Consider the following 18,272-nt stretch of genomic DNA (forward strand, 5'->3'; position numbering starts at 1 on the left):
GCGGTCGGAGAGAGCCTAGTGGGTGCGTGCGGAAGCGTACTGGTCCACGGCACGCTGGTAGGAGGCCATGTGGGCCTCCGCGGACGCCGACCAGGAGAACCTCTCGGAGCGGGTGTGCGCGGCCTCGGCGAGCTCGGCGCGGCGGGACGGATCGTCGATCAGGGAGGCGAGGGCGGCGCCGATGCCGTCCGGGTCGAGTTCGGTGTAGGCGACCGCGTCGCCGCCGACCTCGGGGAGGGGCCCGCGGTGGGTGGTCAGGACGGGCGCGCCGCAGGACATGGCCTCCAGGACGGGCAGCCCGAAGCCCTCGCCGCGGCTCGGGAGCGCGACGACCAGGGCACCGCCGAAGAAGCCGGGCAGGTCCGACCAGGACAGGTAGCCGGGACGCAGGACGCGCAGTTCCAGCGGGACGGTGGCGAGGGCCGCGTCGACCTCGTCGTCCCAGCCGCCGCTGCCCGCCAGGACGAGCGCCGGGGCGTCCTCGCGGCCGGCGCAGGCCCGCACCCAGCCGCGGATCAGGTTGGGGACGTTCTTGCGCGGCTCCAGCGCGCCCAGGTAGGCGATGTACGGGCGGCCGTGCAGGCCGAGGCGGTCGGAGACGTGCTTGACCTCCGGCTCGGACGGGCGGTGGAAGACCTCGTGGTCGACGCCGTGGTAGGCGACGTCGATGTGGGACGGGTCGGCGCCGAGGATGCGGACCAGCTCGTCGCGCGTCGCGCGGGACGGGGCGATCAGCCGGGTCGCGCGGCGGGCGGCGGTGCGCGTCGCCGACTTGATGTAGGAGGTGCGCACCGGGTCGTGCAGCTCCGGCTCGGCGAACAGGGTGACGTCGTGGATCGTCACCACGGTCGGCAGGCCCGCGCTCACCGGCATCGTGTAGGTGGGCAGGTGGATGACCTCGGCGCCGACGCGCAGGGCCACGTGCGGCAGGCCCGACTGCTCCCAGGCCAGGCGGGTGGCGCGGTGCGAGAGCGTCGCGGGGCCGGCGACGACCCGCGCGCCGGGCACGAGGCCCTCATAGCGTTCGGCGTCCGCACGCTGGCAGGCGACCGCGAGGTCGGCGCCCTGCCGGTGCAGGGCGCACAGCAGCCCGTCCACGTACCGGCCGAGCCCGCCGCGATCGGCAGGCACGGCGGTGGCGTCGAGCAGAATCCGAGGCCCCACGGTCCACTCCCCCATCCAGCGCGGTGGCGTAGATCACTCTTTACTCTTCGAGCGTACGCCCGGAAGGCGCCCGCTCGCCGGATCTCGTCCCACGCGATTCATCGTGAGGGCCCCTCCCCGCAGGGCCACCTCTTACGCGCTCCGCCCCCGCACGCCCTGTCTTTTCCGGGCCCGGACCAGAACGATGCTGCCGCGCTCGTTCGGTGCGGCGCGGTCGGCGAGCGCGACGAGCGGCGTGAGCGGCGCGGCGGCGTTGAAGCCGACCTTGCCGCCGTAGGTGGACAGGGACAGGTAGAGGCGCTCGGTGGCGGCGGTGCGGAACTGGTAGCTGTGCCCGACGAGGTCCAGGCCGCGCTCGTCCATCAGCTTGCCCAGGCTGTCGTGGGTGTAGGTGTGCTGGACGTGGTACTTGGCCTTGTGCGCGTCGCGCAGTTTCGGCCAGGCGTCGGCACGGCTCAGCACGTCGGCGGACATGAAGATCTCACCGCCGGGCTTGAGGACCCGCGCCATCTCGTCCAGGGACCTGCCCCCGTCGTCGAAGTGCTCGATCGCGCAGACCGACAGGACCGCGTCGAACGAGCCGTCGGCGAACGGCAGCCGCAGCGCGTCGCACTCGACCAGCGCGGGGGCGTGCGCGAGCGTCCGCCCGTAGACCATCTTGCCGCGGGCCAGGTCGATCGAGACGGCGTCGGCGCCGCGCCGGCGCGCGCGGCCGGCCCAGTAGCCGTCACCGCCCGCGACGTCGAGGACCCGCTTGCCGCGCAGGTCGCGCCCCATCCAGTCGAGCAGCGTCCCCGCCTCGCGGTACCGGCATACGTGCACCTGGTGCCCCATGAAGGCGACCACATCGGAAATCTTCATCGCCCCCCAACTCTAGGCGGAGCGGGCGGCCGTAAGGTCACGTTCGCCTACGCTGGGCGCGTGAAGATGAAGGTCGTCGCCGTCCGGAGCCTGCGCGTGCTCCTGGTCCTGCTCGCGCTCGCGTTCTGCGGCTACAGCGTGGCGTCCCAGTGGGACGCCGCGGTGGACGCGTTCCGGCAGATGTCGTGGGCGGCGCTCGCCGGGGCGCTCGCCGCCGGCCTGGCGGGGCTCTTCGTCTGGATGCTCGGCTGGCGGGAGTTCCTCGCCGGGCTCGGGTCGCCGCTGCCGGTGCGGGCCGTCTTCCGGATCTCGGGGATCAGCCAGCTCGGCAAGTACGTCCCGGGCAAGGTGTGGGCGCTGGTCACGCAGATCGAGATGACGCGCGAGCACAAGGTGCCGCCCGAGCGCAGCTTCGGCTCGACGATGCTGGCGGTCGCGACGTCCACCTCGTGCGGGCTCGCGGTCGCGGCGGTGACGCTGCCGCTGACGTCCGCGGCGGCGCGCCGGGAGTACTGGTGGCTGTTCCTGCTGGCGCCCGTCCTGCTGGCCATGCTGCACCCGAGAATCGTGAGCTGGGCGCTCGGCGTGATGCTCAGGCTCGTGCGCCGGCCGCCGCTGGAGCACCCGGTCGGCCTGGGCGCGACGCTCAGGGCCGTCGGGTGGACGGTCCTCGGCTGGGCCCTGTTCGGCGTGCACACCTGGCTGCTGTGCGCGGCCGTGGGCGGCGACGGCAGGGGGCTGCCGTTCCTGGCGACCGGGGCGTACGCGCTGGCATTCGTCGCCGGCTTCCTCGTCTTCATCGCGCCGGGCGGCATCGGGGCCCGGGAGGCGGCGCTGACGGTCGTGCTGACGCCGGTGCTCCCGGCGGGCGCGCCGGTCGTGGTCGCGATCGCGTCCCGGGTGCTGCTGACCGCCGCCGACCTGCTGATCGCGGGCGTGGCGTTCCTGCTGGGCAGGACGGCCCCGGGCACCGGGAATGAACCGCGGTCCAAGGAGCTTGTGACGGGTACGCCGCCCACGACGGGTACGCCGCCCACGACGGGCACGCAGCCTACGAAGGAGGGACCGTGACGGCCCCGATCACCGTGACCGACGCGACGTTCGCGGACGAGGTCCTGAGCAGTGACACCCCCGTTCTGGTCGACTTCTGGGCCGACTGGTGCGGGCCGTGCCGCATGATCGCTCCCGTGCTGGAGCAGATCGCCGCCGAGCAGGACGGCAAGATCAAGATCGCGAAGATGGACTACGACGCGAACCCGCAGACGCCGGGCAAGTACGGCGTGATGGGGCTGCCCACGCTGCTGCTCCTCAAGAACGGCGAGGTCGTGGAGCAGATCGTCGGCGCCAAGCCGAAGCGCGCCCTGATGAAGGTCATCGAACCGCACCTGTGAGCGCGTCGAGGTAGGCGGCCCACACCGGGCCGTGGTCGACCGGGCGGACGCCGGAGCGCAGGCGCTCCGGCTCCCCCGGCGTGTAGAAGCGGCGGAGGGCGCCGGCGAGCGAGGGCACGTCGTCCGGCGCGCAGACCAGCCCGTCCACGCCGTCGCGGATCTGCGCGGCGAACCCGCCCACATCGGTGGCGATCACCGGGAGGCCGTGCTCGTAGGCCATCCACACGTTCTGCGACGACGTCGCCGACCGGTAGGGCATGACGAGCGCGTCGGCCGCGGCGAACAGCCCCGGGAGGTCGGCGGCCGGGACGTACCCGGGCCGCAGCTCCACCCTGGACGTCAGGTCCAGCGAGCCGACCAGCTCGCGGGTCTCGTCCAGGCCGCCCCAGAACTCGCCCGCGACGGTGAGCGCCACGTCGTCCGGGCCCTCGGCGAGGGCGCGCAGCAGGACGTCCAGCCCCTTGTACGGGCGGACGATCCCGAAGAACAGCAGCCGCCGGCGCACCTTCCCGTCGCCGGGCGCGGCGGCGCCGGCCGCGGGCAGGTGCGCGGCCATCTCCGCGACCCGCACGGGCCGCCGGGTGAGCCCCCGCGCCAGGTCGGCCTGCGCCTCGGTGTGGACGAGGACGCCGTCCGCCTTGCGCAGCAGGCGCCTCATCAGCGGCTCGTCGTACGGCTTGCGCTCGTGCGGCAGCACGTTGTGGCACAGCGCCACCACCGGGGCCCGGCCCCGGAGCCCGGCGAGGATCCCCAGGTAGGCCGGCACTTGGACGGTGCTGAGCACCACGAGGACGACCAGGTCGCACGACCGCAGCGCGCGGCCGGTGCGCCACCACCCGTCCGGGCGGCGCCAGTCGAGCCGGCGCCGGGTGCCGGGGAACGGCTCCCCCTCCGGCTCGGAGATCGTCTGCTGGCCGGGGTACAGGAACGAGGGGTACTGGGCCCGCCAGGACTCGATGACGACGTCGTGGCCGGCCGCCGCCAGCCGGTGCGCCAGCTCGGTGGTGTGCCGGGCGCCGCCGCCCTTGTAGGGGAACGCGGGCCCGACGATCGCGACGCGCATGCCGCTAGACGTCGCCGCGCGAACGGACGATCAGGTCGGCCAGCAGCGCCAGCGACGCGATGATCAACCCCGTCACGAAGATCATGATGGTGTTGTTGGCGAAGTAGCCGAAGTGCACCACCATGTCGAACACGCCCTTGAGCAGCCCGATCACGATCAGCCACAGCGCGGGCGGCATCAGCACCTTGAGCGGGTTGAAGTACATCACCATCCGCAGCACCTGCAGGATGTAGCGGTAGGCGTCCTTGGTGAAGTGGAACTTCGACTTGCCGGCCCGCTTGGCGTAGTCGATCGGCACGTACCGGACCGGGTGCTGGTTCGACAGGAACGCGATGGTGATCGTCGTGACGCAGGAGAACCCGGGCGGCAGCAGCCGCAGGTACGGCAGCGACACCTCGCGGCGGAACGCGCGCAGCCCCGAGTTCAGGTCGGGGATCCTGGTGTTGGTGAGCCGCTCGGCGACTTTCCGGATGAACCACTTGGCGGGCACCCGGAGCGCCTTGTGCGTGCCCTCCTCGGTGGTGCGCGCCCCGACGACCTGGTCGACCGCCGGGTCGGAGTCCAGGACCTCGATCAGCTCGGGGATCCGCTCGTTCGGGTAGGACATGTCGGCGTCCGTCCACACGACGATGTCGCCGCGGGCCTGCTGGGAGCCGATGCGCCGGACGGTGCCCGACCCGCTGTTGTGCTGGAACGCCATGATGCGCATGTGCGGGAAGCGGGGCGCCGCCTCCTCCAGCCGGGCGAGCGTCGCGTCCGTCGAGCAGTCGTCGACGGCCAGCAGCTCGTAGGTCTTTCCGCTGCCGTCCATCGCCTCGCAGATGCGCTCGACCTCGTCGATCACGTGGTCCTGCTCGTTGTAGCAGGGCAGGACGATCGTGACGTGGACGGTGTCGGACGCGGCCGGCGGACCGGGCGCGGGCACCGGATCGGGCACGGGCGCGGGGTCGGACGCGGGCTCCACATCGGCGGGCGGCTGGGACTTCGGCTCGACAGACTGGGTGCTCACGCAGCGCGAGGATACTCGCCCCCGCGCACATCGGCGGCCACTACGGCCGCGCGGGCTCGGCCGTCCACACGTCCATCGTCAGCCCCCAGGTGCCGCCGGGCGGCCCGGTGAGCGTGCGCCCGTCCTGCCGCGTCACCAGGTGCAGCACCTGCCGCGGCGTCCCGTAGGGGGCGACCTGCTCGGGCTTCGCCGCCATGATCACCGGACGCCGCCCGGCCCGGTGCACCCCGGCGACGACGCGGCGCACGTCCTCGGGCGACGCGGCGCCGGTCGTGCGCGCGGCGGGCAGCCCGCACTCACCGCGGACGACCTGGAGGAACCGGTCGGCGGTGGCCTGCTCGACCATCACGACCGAGGCGCGCGGGCGCAGCGCGCGGCACATCCCGTCCACGGCGGCGACCTCGCCCTGCTCCGTGCGGGTCACCAGGTAGCCGCCGGACGTCAGCACGATCGGCACCAGCATCAGAGCGACGCCGGCGACCGCGCCCCTCCGCACCACCTTCGGCCCGTACCCGAGCCGCCGGACGCGCGTGACGGTCCAGGCCGACGCGAAGACCGTGAACAGCAGCAGGCCGGGGATGGCGAGGCCGATCAGCCGCCGGGAGGCCCACGGGTGGTCGGGCGTGATCCCGGGGCGGACCAGCACCTGCGCCGTCGTCCAGACGACCATCGCGTAGGGCAGCAGCCATTCCGGGGACTGCCCGCGCAGCAGCCGGCGCACCAGCAGCGCCGCGCCGAACGTGGCGAACAGCAGCGCGGGGACGCCGACGTACCAGACGACCCAGTACAGCGACAGCTCGGAGTACTGCCGGGTGCCGTCGACCGGGAGGTCCTGGATCTTCTGGATCATCTCGATGAACCGGACGTTCATCGCGTCGTCGCCGGTCGCGGGCGGGCGGCGGACGGTCTGGACCAGCGGCCGCAGCGCGAAGCCCGCCATCACCAGCACGGTGAGGACCGCGGCGGCGCCCGGCAGGCGGCCGCGCGCGACCGCCGCGCCGGCGCGGCGCAGCCGGGCCGCCACCGGGTCCCGGCGCAGCGCCGCGACCAGCAGGACCGTCGCGACGAGGACGGCCGCGGAGATGGCCAGCAGCGGCACCAGCGACGCCCGGAGGTAGGAGAGGTAGGGCCGGGACATGGTGAAGCCCTCGACCACGCCGGCTCCCACGCCGAGCAGCAGACCGCCGGCCGTCCAGTAGCCGGCCGCCCGCCTGCGCGCGATGAGCAGGCCCGCGAACGCCACCACCGGCAGGACGTCCCGCAGCCCGTCGATGCGGACGAGCACGATCAGCCCGAGCGCGGCCCCGGCCAGGAGCGCCTTGGCGCCGGCGACCCGCCCGTCACGGGGCTCCCGGCGGACGTCGTACATCAGCGACAGGCCGCCCAGCAGCAGGACGATGGCGGGCAGCTCGCTGAAGGTGTTGCGGGAGACGTAGAGCATCGGCAGCGTCAGCGCGAGCAGCAGCGCCCCGGCGGGCGCCCAGCGGGGGCCGACGAGGCGCGCGACGAGCCCGGCGAACGACAGCACGCAGCAGGCGCCGAGCACCGGCGCCATCAGCACCATCCCGTGGGCGCCGCCGACCCATCCGGCCGGCGCCAGCACCAGCGGCCATCCCGCCATGAACTGCGGGACGACGGCGCCGCCGTCCTGGTAGAAGGCGGGGCTCGCGAAGTTCAGGGCCGCGTCCGGGCCGCCGAACGCCCCCTCGTCCAGCGGGATCGGCAGCGATCCGTGCTCGGCCAGCCACGTCGCGAACTGGACGTAGGACGCGGGGTCCCGGCGGACGACGATCTGCTCGGCGCACATGACGACCTGGAGCACCAGGAACGCGGCCGTGACGGCGAACACCGACCACACCGGCCAGCGCTGCACCGCGTCGAGGCCGCCCGGGGCGTTCAGGGTCCCCGGACGCCCGCCGGGGGCGTCCCCCGGCCGGGTCCGCAGGCCGAGCCACAGCACCAGGGCGGCGACCGGCACGAACAGCGCGACCGCCGGGGCCGGGCGGAACACGCCCGCCATCAGCAGCGGCAGCGACACCGCCAGCCATGCGACGAGGACCAGCGCCGGGGCGGCGGTGGCCCGGACGAGCAGCCGCCCAGCGTTCATGATTCCGCCCCGTGCCCGCCGTCGGGGCGCTCGCCCGCCACTGTTCCGTGCTTCACCCGTGCGGAGCGTAGCGGCATCGGCGCGATGGCGGTGCCAGGACGATCATGCGGGCATACGCTCGGACCATGAGCGCACATGCCGGGGCCGCGGGCACGCCCGCCGAGCTGCTGCGGCGGCGGGTCGCGGACGACCCGTCCCGCCCGCTGGTCACCTTCTACGACGACGCGAGCGGCGAACGCGTCGAGCTGTCCGCGCGGACGTTCGGGAACTGGGTGGCCAAGACGGCGAACTTCCTGGTGGACGGCCTCGCCGCCGAGCCGGGGACCCGCGTCGTCCTGGTCCTGCCGCCGCACTGGCAGACCGCGGTGTGGCTGATGGCCTGCTGGTCGGCGGGTCTCGTCGCCGAGCCGGTCGACCCGGAGGATTTCCGGCGCGGCGGAGCCGAACCGGCCGGGGCGTCCGATCCGTACATCCTGGCGGCGGCGCAGGAGGTGCTGGACGACGTGCTCGCGGACGACGTGCTCGCAGGAGGGGCCGAGGAGATCGTCGGCCTGTCGCTGCACGCGCTCGGCGGCCCGCTCGCCGACTGCCCGCCCGGCGTGACCGACTACGCGGCGGAGGTGCGCGCGTACGGAGACCGATTCGTCCCCGGCCCCGGGGTGGTGCCGGAGGCCCCCGCACTGAGTGTGACAAAGACCACATTCAGCGCGGCGGAGCTGGTGGGCGCCGCGCGCGGGGCCGTTGAGAAATGGGAGCTGGACGCACGCGACCGGCTCCTGGTTGACATGTCCTTCGCCACACTCGACGGGGTACTGACCTGCCTACTGGCACCACTAGCCTCGGGTGCTTCCGTCATAATCCAACGAAACTTTGACAAAGCCGCCCTAGATCGTCGCCTGACCCTGGAGCATGTGACGGTGGTGGCCGGTACGCCCGGACCGAATGACGAATCCGGCTCCGTGTACCGCCTCCCCTGACCTACGCTTCCCTTGCCCTCGTCCCGTCCGTTCGAACCATGAGCCACGGGCCGTTCCTTTCGCGGGGACGCCCCCCGGACCCCCGGAACCGCCCATACCCCCGGACCTCGGAGCCGATGAACAGCAACCCGATGTACATGGAGTACGTCGACGACGCCGACCCGCAGCCGGCGCCGCGACGTGGCTGGCGCATCCTCGGCTGGGTCTGCATCGGACTCTCGGCGGTCATGGTGGTCGGCTCTCTCACCGCCTACGGCCTGTACCGCCGGGCGTTCGGGAACATCTCGCACGAGGATGTCAACGCCCAGCTCGGCCCCAACCGGCCGAAGAAGCTGAACAGCGCGATGAACATCCTGATGCTCGGGTCCGACACCCGTGAGGGCTCGAACGCCAAGTACGGCCGCTCGATGAAGAACGAGCCGCCCCGCTCGGACACGATGATCCTGCTGCACCTGTCCCCCGGCGGCGGCCAGGCGATGGGCATCAGCTTCCCCCGCGACCTGATGGTCCGGATGCCGTCCTGCAAGAGCCGCAAGGGCGGGACGATCCCGGCGCAGACCCGCGCGCAGATCAACTCGGCGTTCACCAACGGCGGCGCGGCCTGCGTCATCAAGACGATCGAGAGCATCTCCAACATCCGGATCGACCACTTCATGCAGGTCGACTTCAACGGGTTCAAGTCCATCACCAGTGCCGTCGGCGGCGTCCCGGTGTGCCTTCCCAAGGACGTCGACGACCCCAAGTCCAAGCTCAAGCTGAGCCGGGGCAAGCACAAGATCAAGGGCGAGACGGCGCTGGCGTACGTGCGCGTGCGGCACGGCCTCGGCGACGGCTCCGACACCGACCGCATCAAGCGCCAGCAGAAGTTCATGGGCTCCCTCGCCGGCCAGGCGATGAGCGCCGGTGTGCTCAGCAACCCCAGGCGCATGCTCCAGCTGATGAACGCCGTGACCAAGTCGCTCACCACCGACAAGGAGCTGACGCCGCAGGTCATGATGGACATCGGCAAGGAGATGCAGGGCATGACCACCGGCAAGCTGCGGTTCGTGACCGTCCCGTCCGGGCCCGACCCCCTGGACCCGAACCGGGTGGCGCTCACTACCGGCGCCCAGCCGTTCTTCTCCGCCGTCCGCAACGACAAGACCGTGCCGAAGGAGCCCGCGCCGGGCGCCACGAAGATCCCGCCGAGCCAGGTGCGCGTGCGGGTCTACAACGGCAGCGGCATCGACGGCCAGGCCGGTCGCGTCGCCGACGACCTGGAGTCGCAGGGCTTCCAGGTCACCGTCGGCGGGAACGCCCCCGCGCCCACCACCGCCACGAAGGTGCTGTACGGTGCCGGTGCCGACCAGCAGGCGCAGACCCTGACCTCGATGATCCCGAGCAAGCCGCAGGCCGCGGCGCGCACCACGGGTGGCACGCCGGGCGTCGTCGACCTGATCGTCGGCCAGAACTGGACGAACCTCAAGAGCGCCGGCGGCGGCATCCCGAAGCAGCAGGGTGAGATCCGCGCCAGCGACGACATCTGCAAGGAGAGCTGACCGGGCGGCCGTATGACCTACACCACCAGGCCCTCAGAGGCCGACGCGGCACAGCGAACCGAACGGCCGTCGTCCACGGACCCGGCGGCGCCCCCCGAGGCGGGGGCGCCGGGCGTCGCGGGCACCGTAGCCTCTGGGAGCCCGGCCCCGCAGGTGGCCGCCCGCAAGGTGCGCGACCCCTTCTTCGACAATGCCAAGTACTTCGCGATCCTGCTGGTGGTGGCGGGACACTCTCTGGCCAACCTGCTGAACGTTCCGCTGGCCAAGGGTCTCTACCTGTTCATCTACATGTTCCATATGCCGCTGTTCATCGTGATCACCGGCTATTTCTCCCGGAACTGGACGTTCTCCGGCGGCAAGGCCCGCAAACTGATCACCAACGTCGGGGTGCCGTACGTGGTGTTCGAGTTCGCCTACTCCCTCTACGACTGGCTCGCGGGCCGCAACCACCTTGAGATCAGCCTGCTGAACCCGTACTACCTGACGTGGTTCCTGTGCGCGCTGTTCATGTGGCGGCTGTCCACCCCGGTCTGGCAGCAGATCCGCTGGCCGCTCGCCGTGGCGACGGTGTTCGCGCTCCTGTCGTACATGAGCGACCTCGGCGGGACGTTCGACATCCACCGGGTGATCGGGCTGCTGCCCTTCTACGTCCTCGGCCTCACCCTGAAGCCGGTGCACTTCGAGCTGCTGAAGAAGCCGATCGCGCGGCCGATCGGCGCCGTGGTGCTCGCCGCCGGCCTCGCCGGCTCCTATCTCGTCATGAACCACATGTCGCGGAGCTGGATCTACTGGAAGCACGCGAACTTCGAACTCGGCGTCGGCAACCTCACCGGCACCGTGGTGCGGATCGCGATGTTCGCCGCGGCGGTCGTCCTCGTCGCCGCGTTCCTCAGCCTCATCCCGCGCGGGCGGTACTGGTTCACCGCTCTCGGCTCCTACACGCTGTACGCCTACCTGCTGCACGGGTTCGTGACCCGGCTGCTCAACTTCACCGGCTGGTGGGGCGCCGACTGGATGCACACCCCGGCCGGGGTGGCCATCGTGGTCGCCGGCGCCCTGGTGGTCGGAACGTTCCTGTGCTCCAAGCCCGTCGTCCGGACGATGAGCTGGGCACTGGAGCCGAAGATGACGCGGGTCTTCACCCCGCTGAGAAGACCCGCCCGCTCCCGCTGACGCCCCGTTCCCGCCCTCGCTCGCGCTCCCGCTGAGACCCGACCCCCCGGAGATATGACCGACGTCCTCCCCACCCCGCCACCCGCCACGGGCAGTGCGCCTTCCGCCACGGGCAGTGCGATCGCCTTGCCCGAGGCCCCGTCCATCCCCGCTCCGCGTCCCGTACCGGGCCCGGCGGCGCCGCCGAAGCCCGCCCGCCCCCGGGACGCGTTCTTCGACAACGCCAAGTTCTTCACGGCCGTGCTGGTCGTGGTCGGGCACTTCTGGTCCCAGTTCGGGGACAGTCGCGCGGCACACGCCGCGTACGTCGTCCTCTACGCCTTCCACATGCCGGTCTTCGTTTTCATCACCGGCTATTTCTCGCGCGGATTCATGCGCTCGACGGACAAGTTCCGCAGCGTTCTCCCCACGCTCGTCGTCCCCTATGTGATCTTCATTCTGCTCTATCGGGCGCAATTGGTCCTCATCAACGGGGTGCAGTTCCGGCTGAGCGAACTCTTCCGGCCGCATTTCCTGATGTGGTTCCTGGTGGCGCTCGTGTTCTGGCGGCTGAGCGCGCCGCTGTGGGGGCACCTGCGCCATCCGGTGGCCGTCTCGGTGGCGTTCTGCCTCGTCGGCGGGAGCTGGGCGTTCACCGCCGACTCCACGCTCAGCCGGACCGCCGGGCTGCTGCCGCTCTTCGTCCTCGGACTGACCGTCGACCCGGAGCACGTACGGCGGCTGCGCGCCCCCGGGGCGCGGTGGGCGGGGCTCGCCGTGCTGGCCGCCGCCCTGCCCGTCGCCTACGTCTGGGAGCTCGGCACGGTCGTCCCGAAGATCGACAGCGGGCTCCTCTACTGGAACCAGGGTTACGATGCCATGGGCTTCGACACCGCCGAAGGCATGATGTGGCGGCTCGTGGCCCTCGCCTTCGCCGTTCTCCTCGGCGCCGCCTTCCTCGCGTGCATCCCGCGCGGACGGTCCTGGTACACCGAGATGGGGACGCGGACGATGTACGTGTACCTGCTGCACGGGCTCGTCATGAAGACGTTCGATTACACCGGCGTGCTGGACAAGCCAGTCCTGCACAACCCGTTCGGCATCGTCTCGGTCACCGTGGCCGCCGCCGCGCTCGGCGTCGTCCTCGCCACCGCACCCGTGCGGCGGCTCACCCGGTGGGCGGTCGAGCCCGACGCGCGGTGGCTCCTTCGATCCGCGCCCGGCCGGACCTGAGGTTCAAGCCCGACCTGTGGGTATAGTCCAGAATCACCGAGTAGTTGATTGGCCTTCGCGTGAGCTCTGATCACGATATCTCTTTGAGCATCATCGTGCCCGTGCACAAAGTGCAGGGGTACATCCGGCAATGCCTTGATTCCATCCTCGATCCGGATCTTCCCAATCTTGAGGTCATCGCCGTCGACGACCACTCGCCGGACGGCTGCGGCGAGATCCTCGACGAGTTCGCCGAGCGCGACTCGCGCGTCAAGGTCCGGCACCTCGACGAGAACGTCGGCCTCGGCCACGCGCGCAACATCGGGCTCGACATGGCGACCGGCGACTACGTCTGGTTCTTCGACAGCGACGACCACGCGACCGAGGGCGCCGTCCGCGCGATCTGCGACCGGCTCGCCGAGACGCGGCCCGACGTGCTGGTCTTCGACTACGCCCGGTCCTACTGGAACGGCAAGGTCAAGCGCAGCATCATCAACCACCTTTTCCGCGAGCCGCCCGCGCCGGAGGTGTTCACCCTCGCCGAGCGGCCGAGCGTCCTCGAGATGATGATGACGGCGTGGAACAAGGCGATCCGCCGCGAGTTCCTGCTCGACCTCGGGCTGCGCTTCAGCGGCGGCTACTACGAGGACGTCAACGTCACCTACCCGATCCTGATGGCCGCCGAGCGCCTGAGCCTGCTGGACCGGGTCTGCTACATCTACCGGCAGCGCCGCCGCGGAGCGATCACCAAGACCGCGAGCGCCAAGCATTTCGACGCGTTCGCGCAGTACGACCGCATCTTCACGTTCATGGACGGGATGGGGGCGAAGGCCGACCCGTTCCGCCCGCTGATGTTCGACCGGACGATCTGGCACCTGCTCGTCATCATCGAGCGGCCCGATCGCGTCCACGAGTCGGAGAAGGCGCGGTTCTTCGCGGAGATGGCGAAGACGTACAACAGGTACGAGCCGGCTGGGCACGTCCCGCCCGACGACAAGCCGTTCCTCGCCGACAAGCACCGGATGATCAAGGCGGACGACCACCGGGGCTTCGAGCGGGTCCGCGCCGCCGAGGCCAAGGACAAGGCGCGGAACCGGGGCGGAAAGGCCGCCAAGATCCGCAGGCGCGGTGTGCTGCTGGGCAAGGAGCTCGCCAAGGAGCGCTACTACCAGATGCAGCGGCGCCTCCCGATCGAGGAGGACCTCGCCGTCTTCGGCGCGTACTGGTACCGCGGGTACGCCTGCAACCCGGCGGCGATCTACGAGAAGGTCCGGGAGCTGGCCCCGGACGTCCGCCCGGTGTGGATCGTCAAGCCCGGAGCGCGCAAGACGATGCCGGAGGGCGTCGACTACGTCGTCGCCGGCTCCGCCGACTACTACCGGACGCTGGCCCGCGCGAAGTACTTCGTCAACAACGTCAACTTCCCCGACAACTACGTGAAGCGGCCGGGGCAGGTGCACATGATGACGCAGCACGGGACGCCGCTGAAGAAGATGGGCCTCGACCAGATGGAGTACCCGGTCGGCGCCAACGACATGGACTTCAAGGCCCTCATCGCCCGGTCGGACCGCTGGGACTACCTCGTCTCGTCCAACCCGCTGTCGACGGAGGCGTGGGAGCGCGGGTTCCCCTGCGACTACGAGATGCTGGAGATCGGCTACCCGCGCAACGACCGGCTCGTCTCGGCGGAAGGGGACGAGCGCACCCGGCTGCGCGCCGAGCTCGGCGTCCCGGACGACGCGACCGCGATCCTGTACGCGCCGACGCACCGCGACTACCAGCGCCGCTACACCCCCATGTTCGACATCGGGCGGGTCGTGGACGCGCTCGGCGAGGGGCACGTGCTGCTGCTGCGGGCGCACTACTACTACAAGATCAAGAACATGGCGGCGGACCTGGGCTGGCCGGAGGGCCGGGTCATCGACGTCTCCAAGCACCCGTCCGTCGAGGACCTCATGATCGCCTCGGACGCGCTGCTCACGGACTACTCCTCGGTGATGTTCGACTACGCCAACCTCGACCGGCCGATCGTGATCTACGCCAACGACTGGGAGACCTACCGGCTCACCCGCGGGGTCAACTTCGACCTGACGGCGACGCCCCCCGGCGTCGTCGCCGCGACCGAGGCCGAGCTGGTCGAGGCGTTCACGTCCCGGGCCGCGTGGGGCGACGCCGCCGCGAAGAACCTCGCGAACTTCAGGGCGCGGTTCTGTCCGTGGGACGACGGGCACGCGGCCGAGCGCGCCGTGCGCCGCATGTTCCTCGGAGAGAAGATCCCGAACCCGCCGCAGTAGGCCCCGGCGCCGGAGCCGCCCCCGCGCCGTCCGGCGCACACCCCGTCACGCCCGAAGGAGTGGGTCGCTTGCCCTCCAGCAGGATCAGCGTCGTCGTGCTCGCGCACGGAGCCGGAGAGTCCCTCGGCGGCACGCTCGCGTCGATCGCGGGCCAGTCGCACGCGGACCTGGAGGTCCTGGTGATGGACGACGGCGCGGGCGCCGCCGCCGGGGCCGTCATGCCCGACGAGCGGTTCCGCGTCGTGCGGCGGGGCGCGCCCAGCCGGGGCGCGGCGCGCGACCTCGGCGCCGCCGAGAGCGACGGCGACTTCCTGCTGTTCGTGGACGGCGGCGACGAACTGCCGGCGGAGGCCGCCGCGGTGCTGGTCGCGGCGCTGGAGTCCTCCGGGTCCGACATCGCGCTCGGCCGCGAGGCCGTCCGCCGCGGGCCGGACCGGGCGCCCGCGTGGCGGCCCGTCGAGCCGTCCCTCGCCCCGGCCACCGGCACGGACGTGCACCGCACCCCCGATCTCGTCCGCGAGCGCGGGGTCCGCGGGAAGCTGTTCCGGCGGTCGTTCTGGACGTCGCACGAGCTGGCGTTCCCCGATCTCGGCCGCTATGACGAGCTGCTGCCGGCGGTGCGGGCGCTGCACCTCGCGGAGGGCGTCGACGTGCTGCCCGGCGTCGTCCTGCACCGGCGGGGCGAGCGGTTCCCGGCCACGACGGAGGCACAGGAGATCGCGGACGGGTTCGGCGCCGTCGCCCTCGCCGTCACGTGGCTCGGCGAGCACGGCCACGCCCGGTCCCGGCGCCGGCTCCAGGCACTCGCGGCCGCCGAGGAACTGCGGGTGTTCCTGGACGCGCTGCCGGACCTGCCCGCCGACGAGCGCGAGCAGGTCGTCGCGCAGGCCGCCGGGTACGCGTCCGGGCTGCCCGCGAGACTCCTGGCCGACGTCCCGGCGCTGACCCGGCTGAAGTGGCATCTCGCGTCCGCCGGGCACACGACGGAGCTGGTGAAGGTCGTCCGGTACGAGCGGGGGAAGGCCTCGCCGTCGATCGTCCGCGACCCGCTGCGCCGGTACGTCGTCTACCCGTACTGGAAGGACGCCAAGGTCGGCGTTCCGCGCGAGGTCTACCGGGCCCGCGGCGAGCTGCGGATGCGGGGCCGGGTCCACGCGGTCGGCTGGGACGGCGACCGGCTCACCGTCACCGGCGAGGCCTACATCAACTCCGTCAGCATGCGGCGCCGCTGGACGTCGGTGAAGGCGATGACGCTGCGGTCCGCCGGACGGAAGATCATCGCGCGGGCGCGGCAGGTGCCGGCGCCGGGCAAGCGGTCGGGCTGGTCCGGCTTCGAGTTCGCCTTCGACGTGAGCCGCCTTCGTGACCACGGAAGATGGGTCGAAGGCGTCTGGACGGTCGAGGCGTCGGTGCTGAACGCGGGCGTGTTCCGGCGGGGGCCGCTGCGGGGCGGCAGCTCCGGCAGCGGCGCCCACCCGCCGTACCGCTACGTCGCCGACGGCGTGCGCGTCGTCCCGCGCATCGACGACGGCCGCCTCGTCATCGAGGTCGAGCGGGTCGCGGCGGCGGCCGTCGCGCTGTCCTGGGACGGCGACACGCTGGTCGTCGAGGTGAAGGCGGACGAGGCGCCGGACGGGCTGTCGCTGACGCTCGGCGACGACCGCGTCGACGTACCGGTCACGGCGTCCGGCGACCGGTACGTCGCCCGCGTCGCCCCGGAGGCCCTCGAAGGGTCCCCGCTGCCGCCGGAGGAGATCGACGACACCCGCGACTGGACGGTCCGCGTCGCGGGCCGCCCCCTGGTGCTCGCCGAGGAGGTCGAGGACGTCCGGCGGGCGTTCGGCCCGCTGGAGGTCGCCGCGGGCCGCGGGCCCGGCGGCTACCTGCGCGTCCGGCGCACCACGGCGCGGCTCTCCGTCGACGGCTGCGCCTGGGAGCCGGACGGGACCCTCGTCCTGACCGCGGCGCACCCCGCGCACGGCGGAGGCCAGATCGTCCTGCGCGGCCGATGGCACCGCAAGGAGTACGCGTTCGACCTCGTCGCCGACCCGGCGTCGGGCGTCCTGCACGGGCGGGTCCCGGTCGCGGCCGTGCCGGGCGTCGCGGGCGTCCTGCCGCTGCGTCCCGGCCGCTGGGACGTGCTGTTCCGGCCCCCGGGCGAGCGGGCGCTGACCGTCCGGCTGTCGCCGGAGGCGCAGCGCGACCTGCCCGGACCGCTGGAGGTGGCGCGGCGCGGCTACGCCCTGGAGGCGCGCGACGGGCGGCTCGCCGTGGCGGTGACGGGCGACGTGCCGCCGGAGGAGAAGAGCGCCGGCACCAGGTACCGGGAGGAGGCGCGCCGCCGCGTCGACCGCGACGGGCTGCGCGACGCGGTCCTGTTCTCCTGCTTCAGCGGACGGCAGTACTCCGACAGCCCGAAGGCCGTCCACGAGGAGCTGGTGCGCCGCGGTTCGGACCTCGATCAGCTCTGGGTCGTCAACGACGCGCAGGTGGAACTGCCGGGCACGCTGCGGCCCGTCCGGCTGCACGGCAGGGAGTGGCACGAGGCGCTCGCCACGTCCCGCTACATCGTGACGAACCACCGGCTGGGCGACGCGTTCCGGCGGCACCCGGACCAGATCGTCCTGCAGACCTGGCACGGCACGCCGCTGAAGAAGATCGGCGGTGACATCAGGGAGGTGCACTTCGCGTACGCGCCCGGTATGAAGAAGGCGCTCCAGTCGCGCTCGAAGGACGCCGGGCCCGCCCTGCCCGAGTGGAGCCACCTGCTGTCCCCCAACCCGTTCAGCACGGAGATCTTCCGCCGCGCGTTCGCGTTCAAGGGCGACATGCTGGAGGTCGGCTACCCCCGCAACGACCTGCTGTACAGCCCGGAGGCCGGCACGGTCGCCGCGCGGGTGCGGGCCCGGCTCGGCATCCCCGAGGGCAAGCGGGTCGTGCTGTACGCGCCGACGTGGCGCGACGACCAGTACTACAGCCGGGGCCGCTACAAGTTCGACATGCGGATCGACCTGGAGCGGGCCCGCGCGGCGCTCGGCGACGACCACGTCCTGCTGGTCCGGCTGCACACCAACGTCGTGGACGGCGTCCGCGAGGACGGGCACGGCTTCGTCCGCGACGTGTCGGCCTATCCCGACATCACCGAGCTGTACCTGATCTCCGACGTGCTGATCAGCGACTACTCGTCGGTGATGTTCGACTACGCCAACACCGGCCGGCCCATGCTGTTCTTCACCTACGACCTGGCCGACTACCGGGACAGGCTGCGCGGCTTCTACTTCGACTTCGAGGCCGAGGCCCCGGGGCCGCTCGTGGAGACCTCCGACGACCTCATCGAGGCGGTCCGCGACGCGGAGTCCGCCATGGACGGCTACCGCGACCGCTACAAGGACTTCGTGGCACGTTTCTGCCCTCTCGACGACGGGCATGCCGCCTCCCGTGCCGTCGACCGGGTCTTCGGCTCGGACGGCGGAGGCCGGTAAGCGTCATCGGGGAAGGCGACTG

Annotated in this window: 13 protein-coding genes; 8 read left to right on the forward strand and 5 right to left on the reverse strand. The window is 72.0% G+C overall.

Going from position 1 to position 18,272, the window contains the following annotated elements:
- Positions 1-15: 15 nt before the first annotated feature.
- Together BJ999_RS36560 and BJ999_RS36565 are read right to left on the reverse strand one after the other, a co-directional pair.
- A complete protein-coding gene (locus BJ999_RS36560) occupies positions 16-1,164 on the reverse strand; it encodes a glycosyltransferase family 4 protein (RefSeq protein ID WP_179837479.1) in 1,149 nt (382 codons plus the stop codon).
- Between the two features lie 132 nt (positions 1,165-1,296).
- Positions 1,297-2,025: a class I SAM-dependent methyltransferase gene (locus BJ999_RS36565; protein WP_179837480.1), complete on the reverse strand. Its 729-nt coding sequence runs from the start codon at positions 2,023-2,025 to the stop codon at positions 1,297-1,299.
- A 66-nt stretch (positions 2,026-2,091) separates the two neighbouring features.
- Here BJ999_RS36565 and BJ999_RS36570 point away from each other — a divergent pair, with 66 nt between their 5' ends.
- Positions 2,092-3,096 carry a lysylphosphatidylglycerol synthase transmembrane domain-containing protein gene (locus BJ999_RS36570; RefSeq protein WP_179839055.1) on the forward strand — a complete coding sequence of 335 codons (1,005 nt, stop codon included), beginning with the start codon at positions 2,092-2,094 and terminating at the stop codon, positions 3,094-3,096.
- Entirely contained in the window at positions 3,093-3,416 is a 324-nt protein-coding gene (gene trxA / locus BJ999_RS36575) for a thioredoxin (protein ID WP_179837481.1), read from the forward strand. The genes BJ999_RS36570 and trxA overlap by 4 nt, the downstream gene beginning before the upstream one ends.
- Here the strand turns inward: trxA and BJ999_RS36580 are convergent.
- Genes BJ999_RS36580 through BJ999_RS36590 form a run of 3 tightly spaced genes read right to left on the reverse strand, consistent with a single transcriptional unit; the run spans position 3,397 to position 7,595 of the window.
- Entirely contained in the window at positions 3,397-4,479 is a 1,083-nt protein-coding gene (locus tag BJ999_RS36580; RefSeq protein ID WP_179837482.1) for a glycosyltransferase family 4 protein, read from the reverse strand. The two genes, trxA and BJ999_RS36580, sit on opposite strands and share 20 nt — an antisense overlap.
- Positions 4,480-4,483: 4 nt before the next feature.
- Positions 4,484-5,488, reverse strand: coding sequence for a glycosyltransferase family 2 protein (locus BJ999_RS36585; protein WP_373292662.1), 1,005 nt, complete (start codon positions 5,486-5,488; stop codon positions 4,484-4,486).
- A 40-nt stretch (positions 5,489-5,528) separates the two neighbouring features.
- Positions 5,529-7,595 (reverse strand): hypothetical protein, encoded by a 2,067-nt coding sequence (locus BJ999_RS36590; protein WP_179837483.1) that lies wholly within the window; start codon positions 7,593-7,595, stop codon positions 5,529-5,531.
- A 125-nt stretch (positions 7,596-7,720) separates the two neighbouring features.
- On the opposite strand from BJ999_RS36590, the gene BJ999_RS36595 reads away from it, so the two are divergent.
- From BJ999_RS36595 to BJ999_RS36620, 6 genes are all read left to right on the forward strand, one after another.
- Positions 7,721-8,572 (forward strand): TIGR03089 family protein, encoded by an 852-nt coding sequence (locus BJ999_RS36595; protein WP_179837484.1) that lies wholly within the window; start codon positions 7,721-7,723, stop codon positions 8,570-8,572.
- A 116-nt stretch (positions 8,573-8,688) separates the two neighbouring features.
- Entirely contained in the window at positions 8,689-10,110 is a 1,422-nt protein-coding gene (locus tag BJ999_RS36600; protein ID WP_179837485.1) for an LCP family protein, read from the forward strand.
- Between the two features lie 153 nt (positions 10,111-10,263).
- The gene (locus BJ999_RS36605; protein ID WP_229810005.1) at positions 10,264-11,283 is read left to right on the forward strand and encodes an acyltransferase family protein; all 1,020 of its coding nucleotides are present in this window, start codon (positions 10,264-10,266) and stop codon (positions 11,281-11,283) included.
- A gap of 54 nt (positions 11,284-11,337) precedes the next feature.
- Positions 11,338-12,495, forward strand: coding sequence for an acyltransferase family protein (locus BJ999_RS36610; RefSeq protein ID WP_179837487.1), 1,158 nt, complete (start codon positions 11,338-11,340; stop codon positions 12,493-12,495).
- 95 nt (positions 12,496-12,590) lie between these two features.
- Positions 12,591-14,768 carry a bifunctional glycosyltransferase/CDP-glycerol:glycerophosphate glycerophosphotransferase gene (locus BJ999_RS36615; protein WP_268247756.1) on the forward strand — a complete coding sequence of 726 codons (2,178 nt, stop codon included), beginning with the start codon at positions 12,591-12,593 and terminating at the stop codon, positions 14,766-14,768.
- A 68-nt stretch (positions 14,769-14,836) separates the two neighbouring features.
- Positions 14,837-18,250, forward strand: a complete 3,414-nt coding sequence (locus BJ999_RS36620; protein ID WP_179837488.1) for a bifunctional glycosyltransferase/CDP-glycerol:glycerophosphate glycerophosphotransferase — start codon at positions 14,837-14,839, stop codon at positions 18,248-18,250.
- Positions 18,251-18,272 lie beyond the last annotated feature (22 nt).

Source organism: Actinomadura citrea (assembly GCF_013409045.1).
In the GTDB taxonomy this organism is placed as follows: domain Bacteria; phylum Actinomycetota; class Actinomycetes; order Streptosporangiales; family Streptosporangiaceae; genus Spirillospora; species Spirillospora citrea.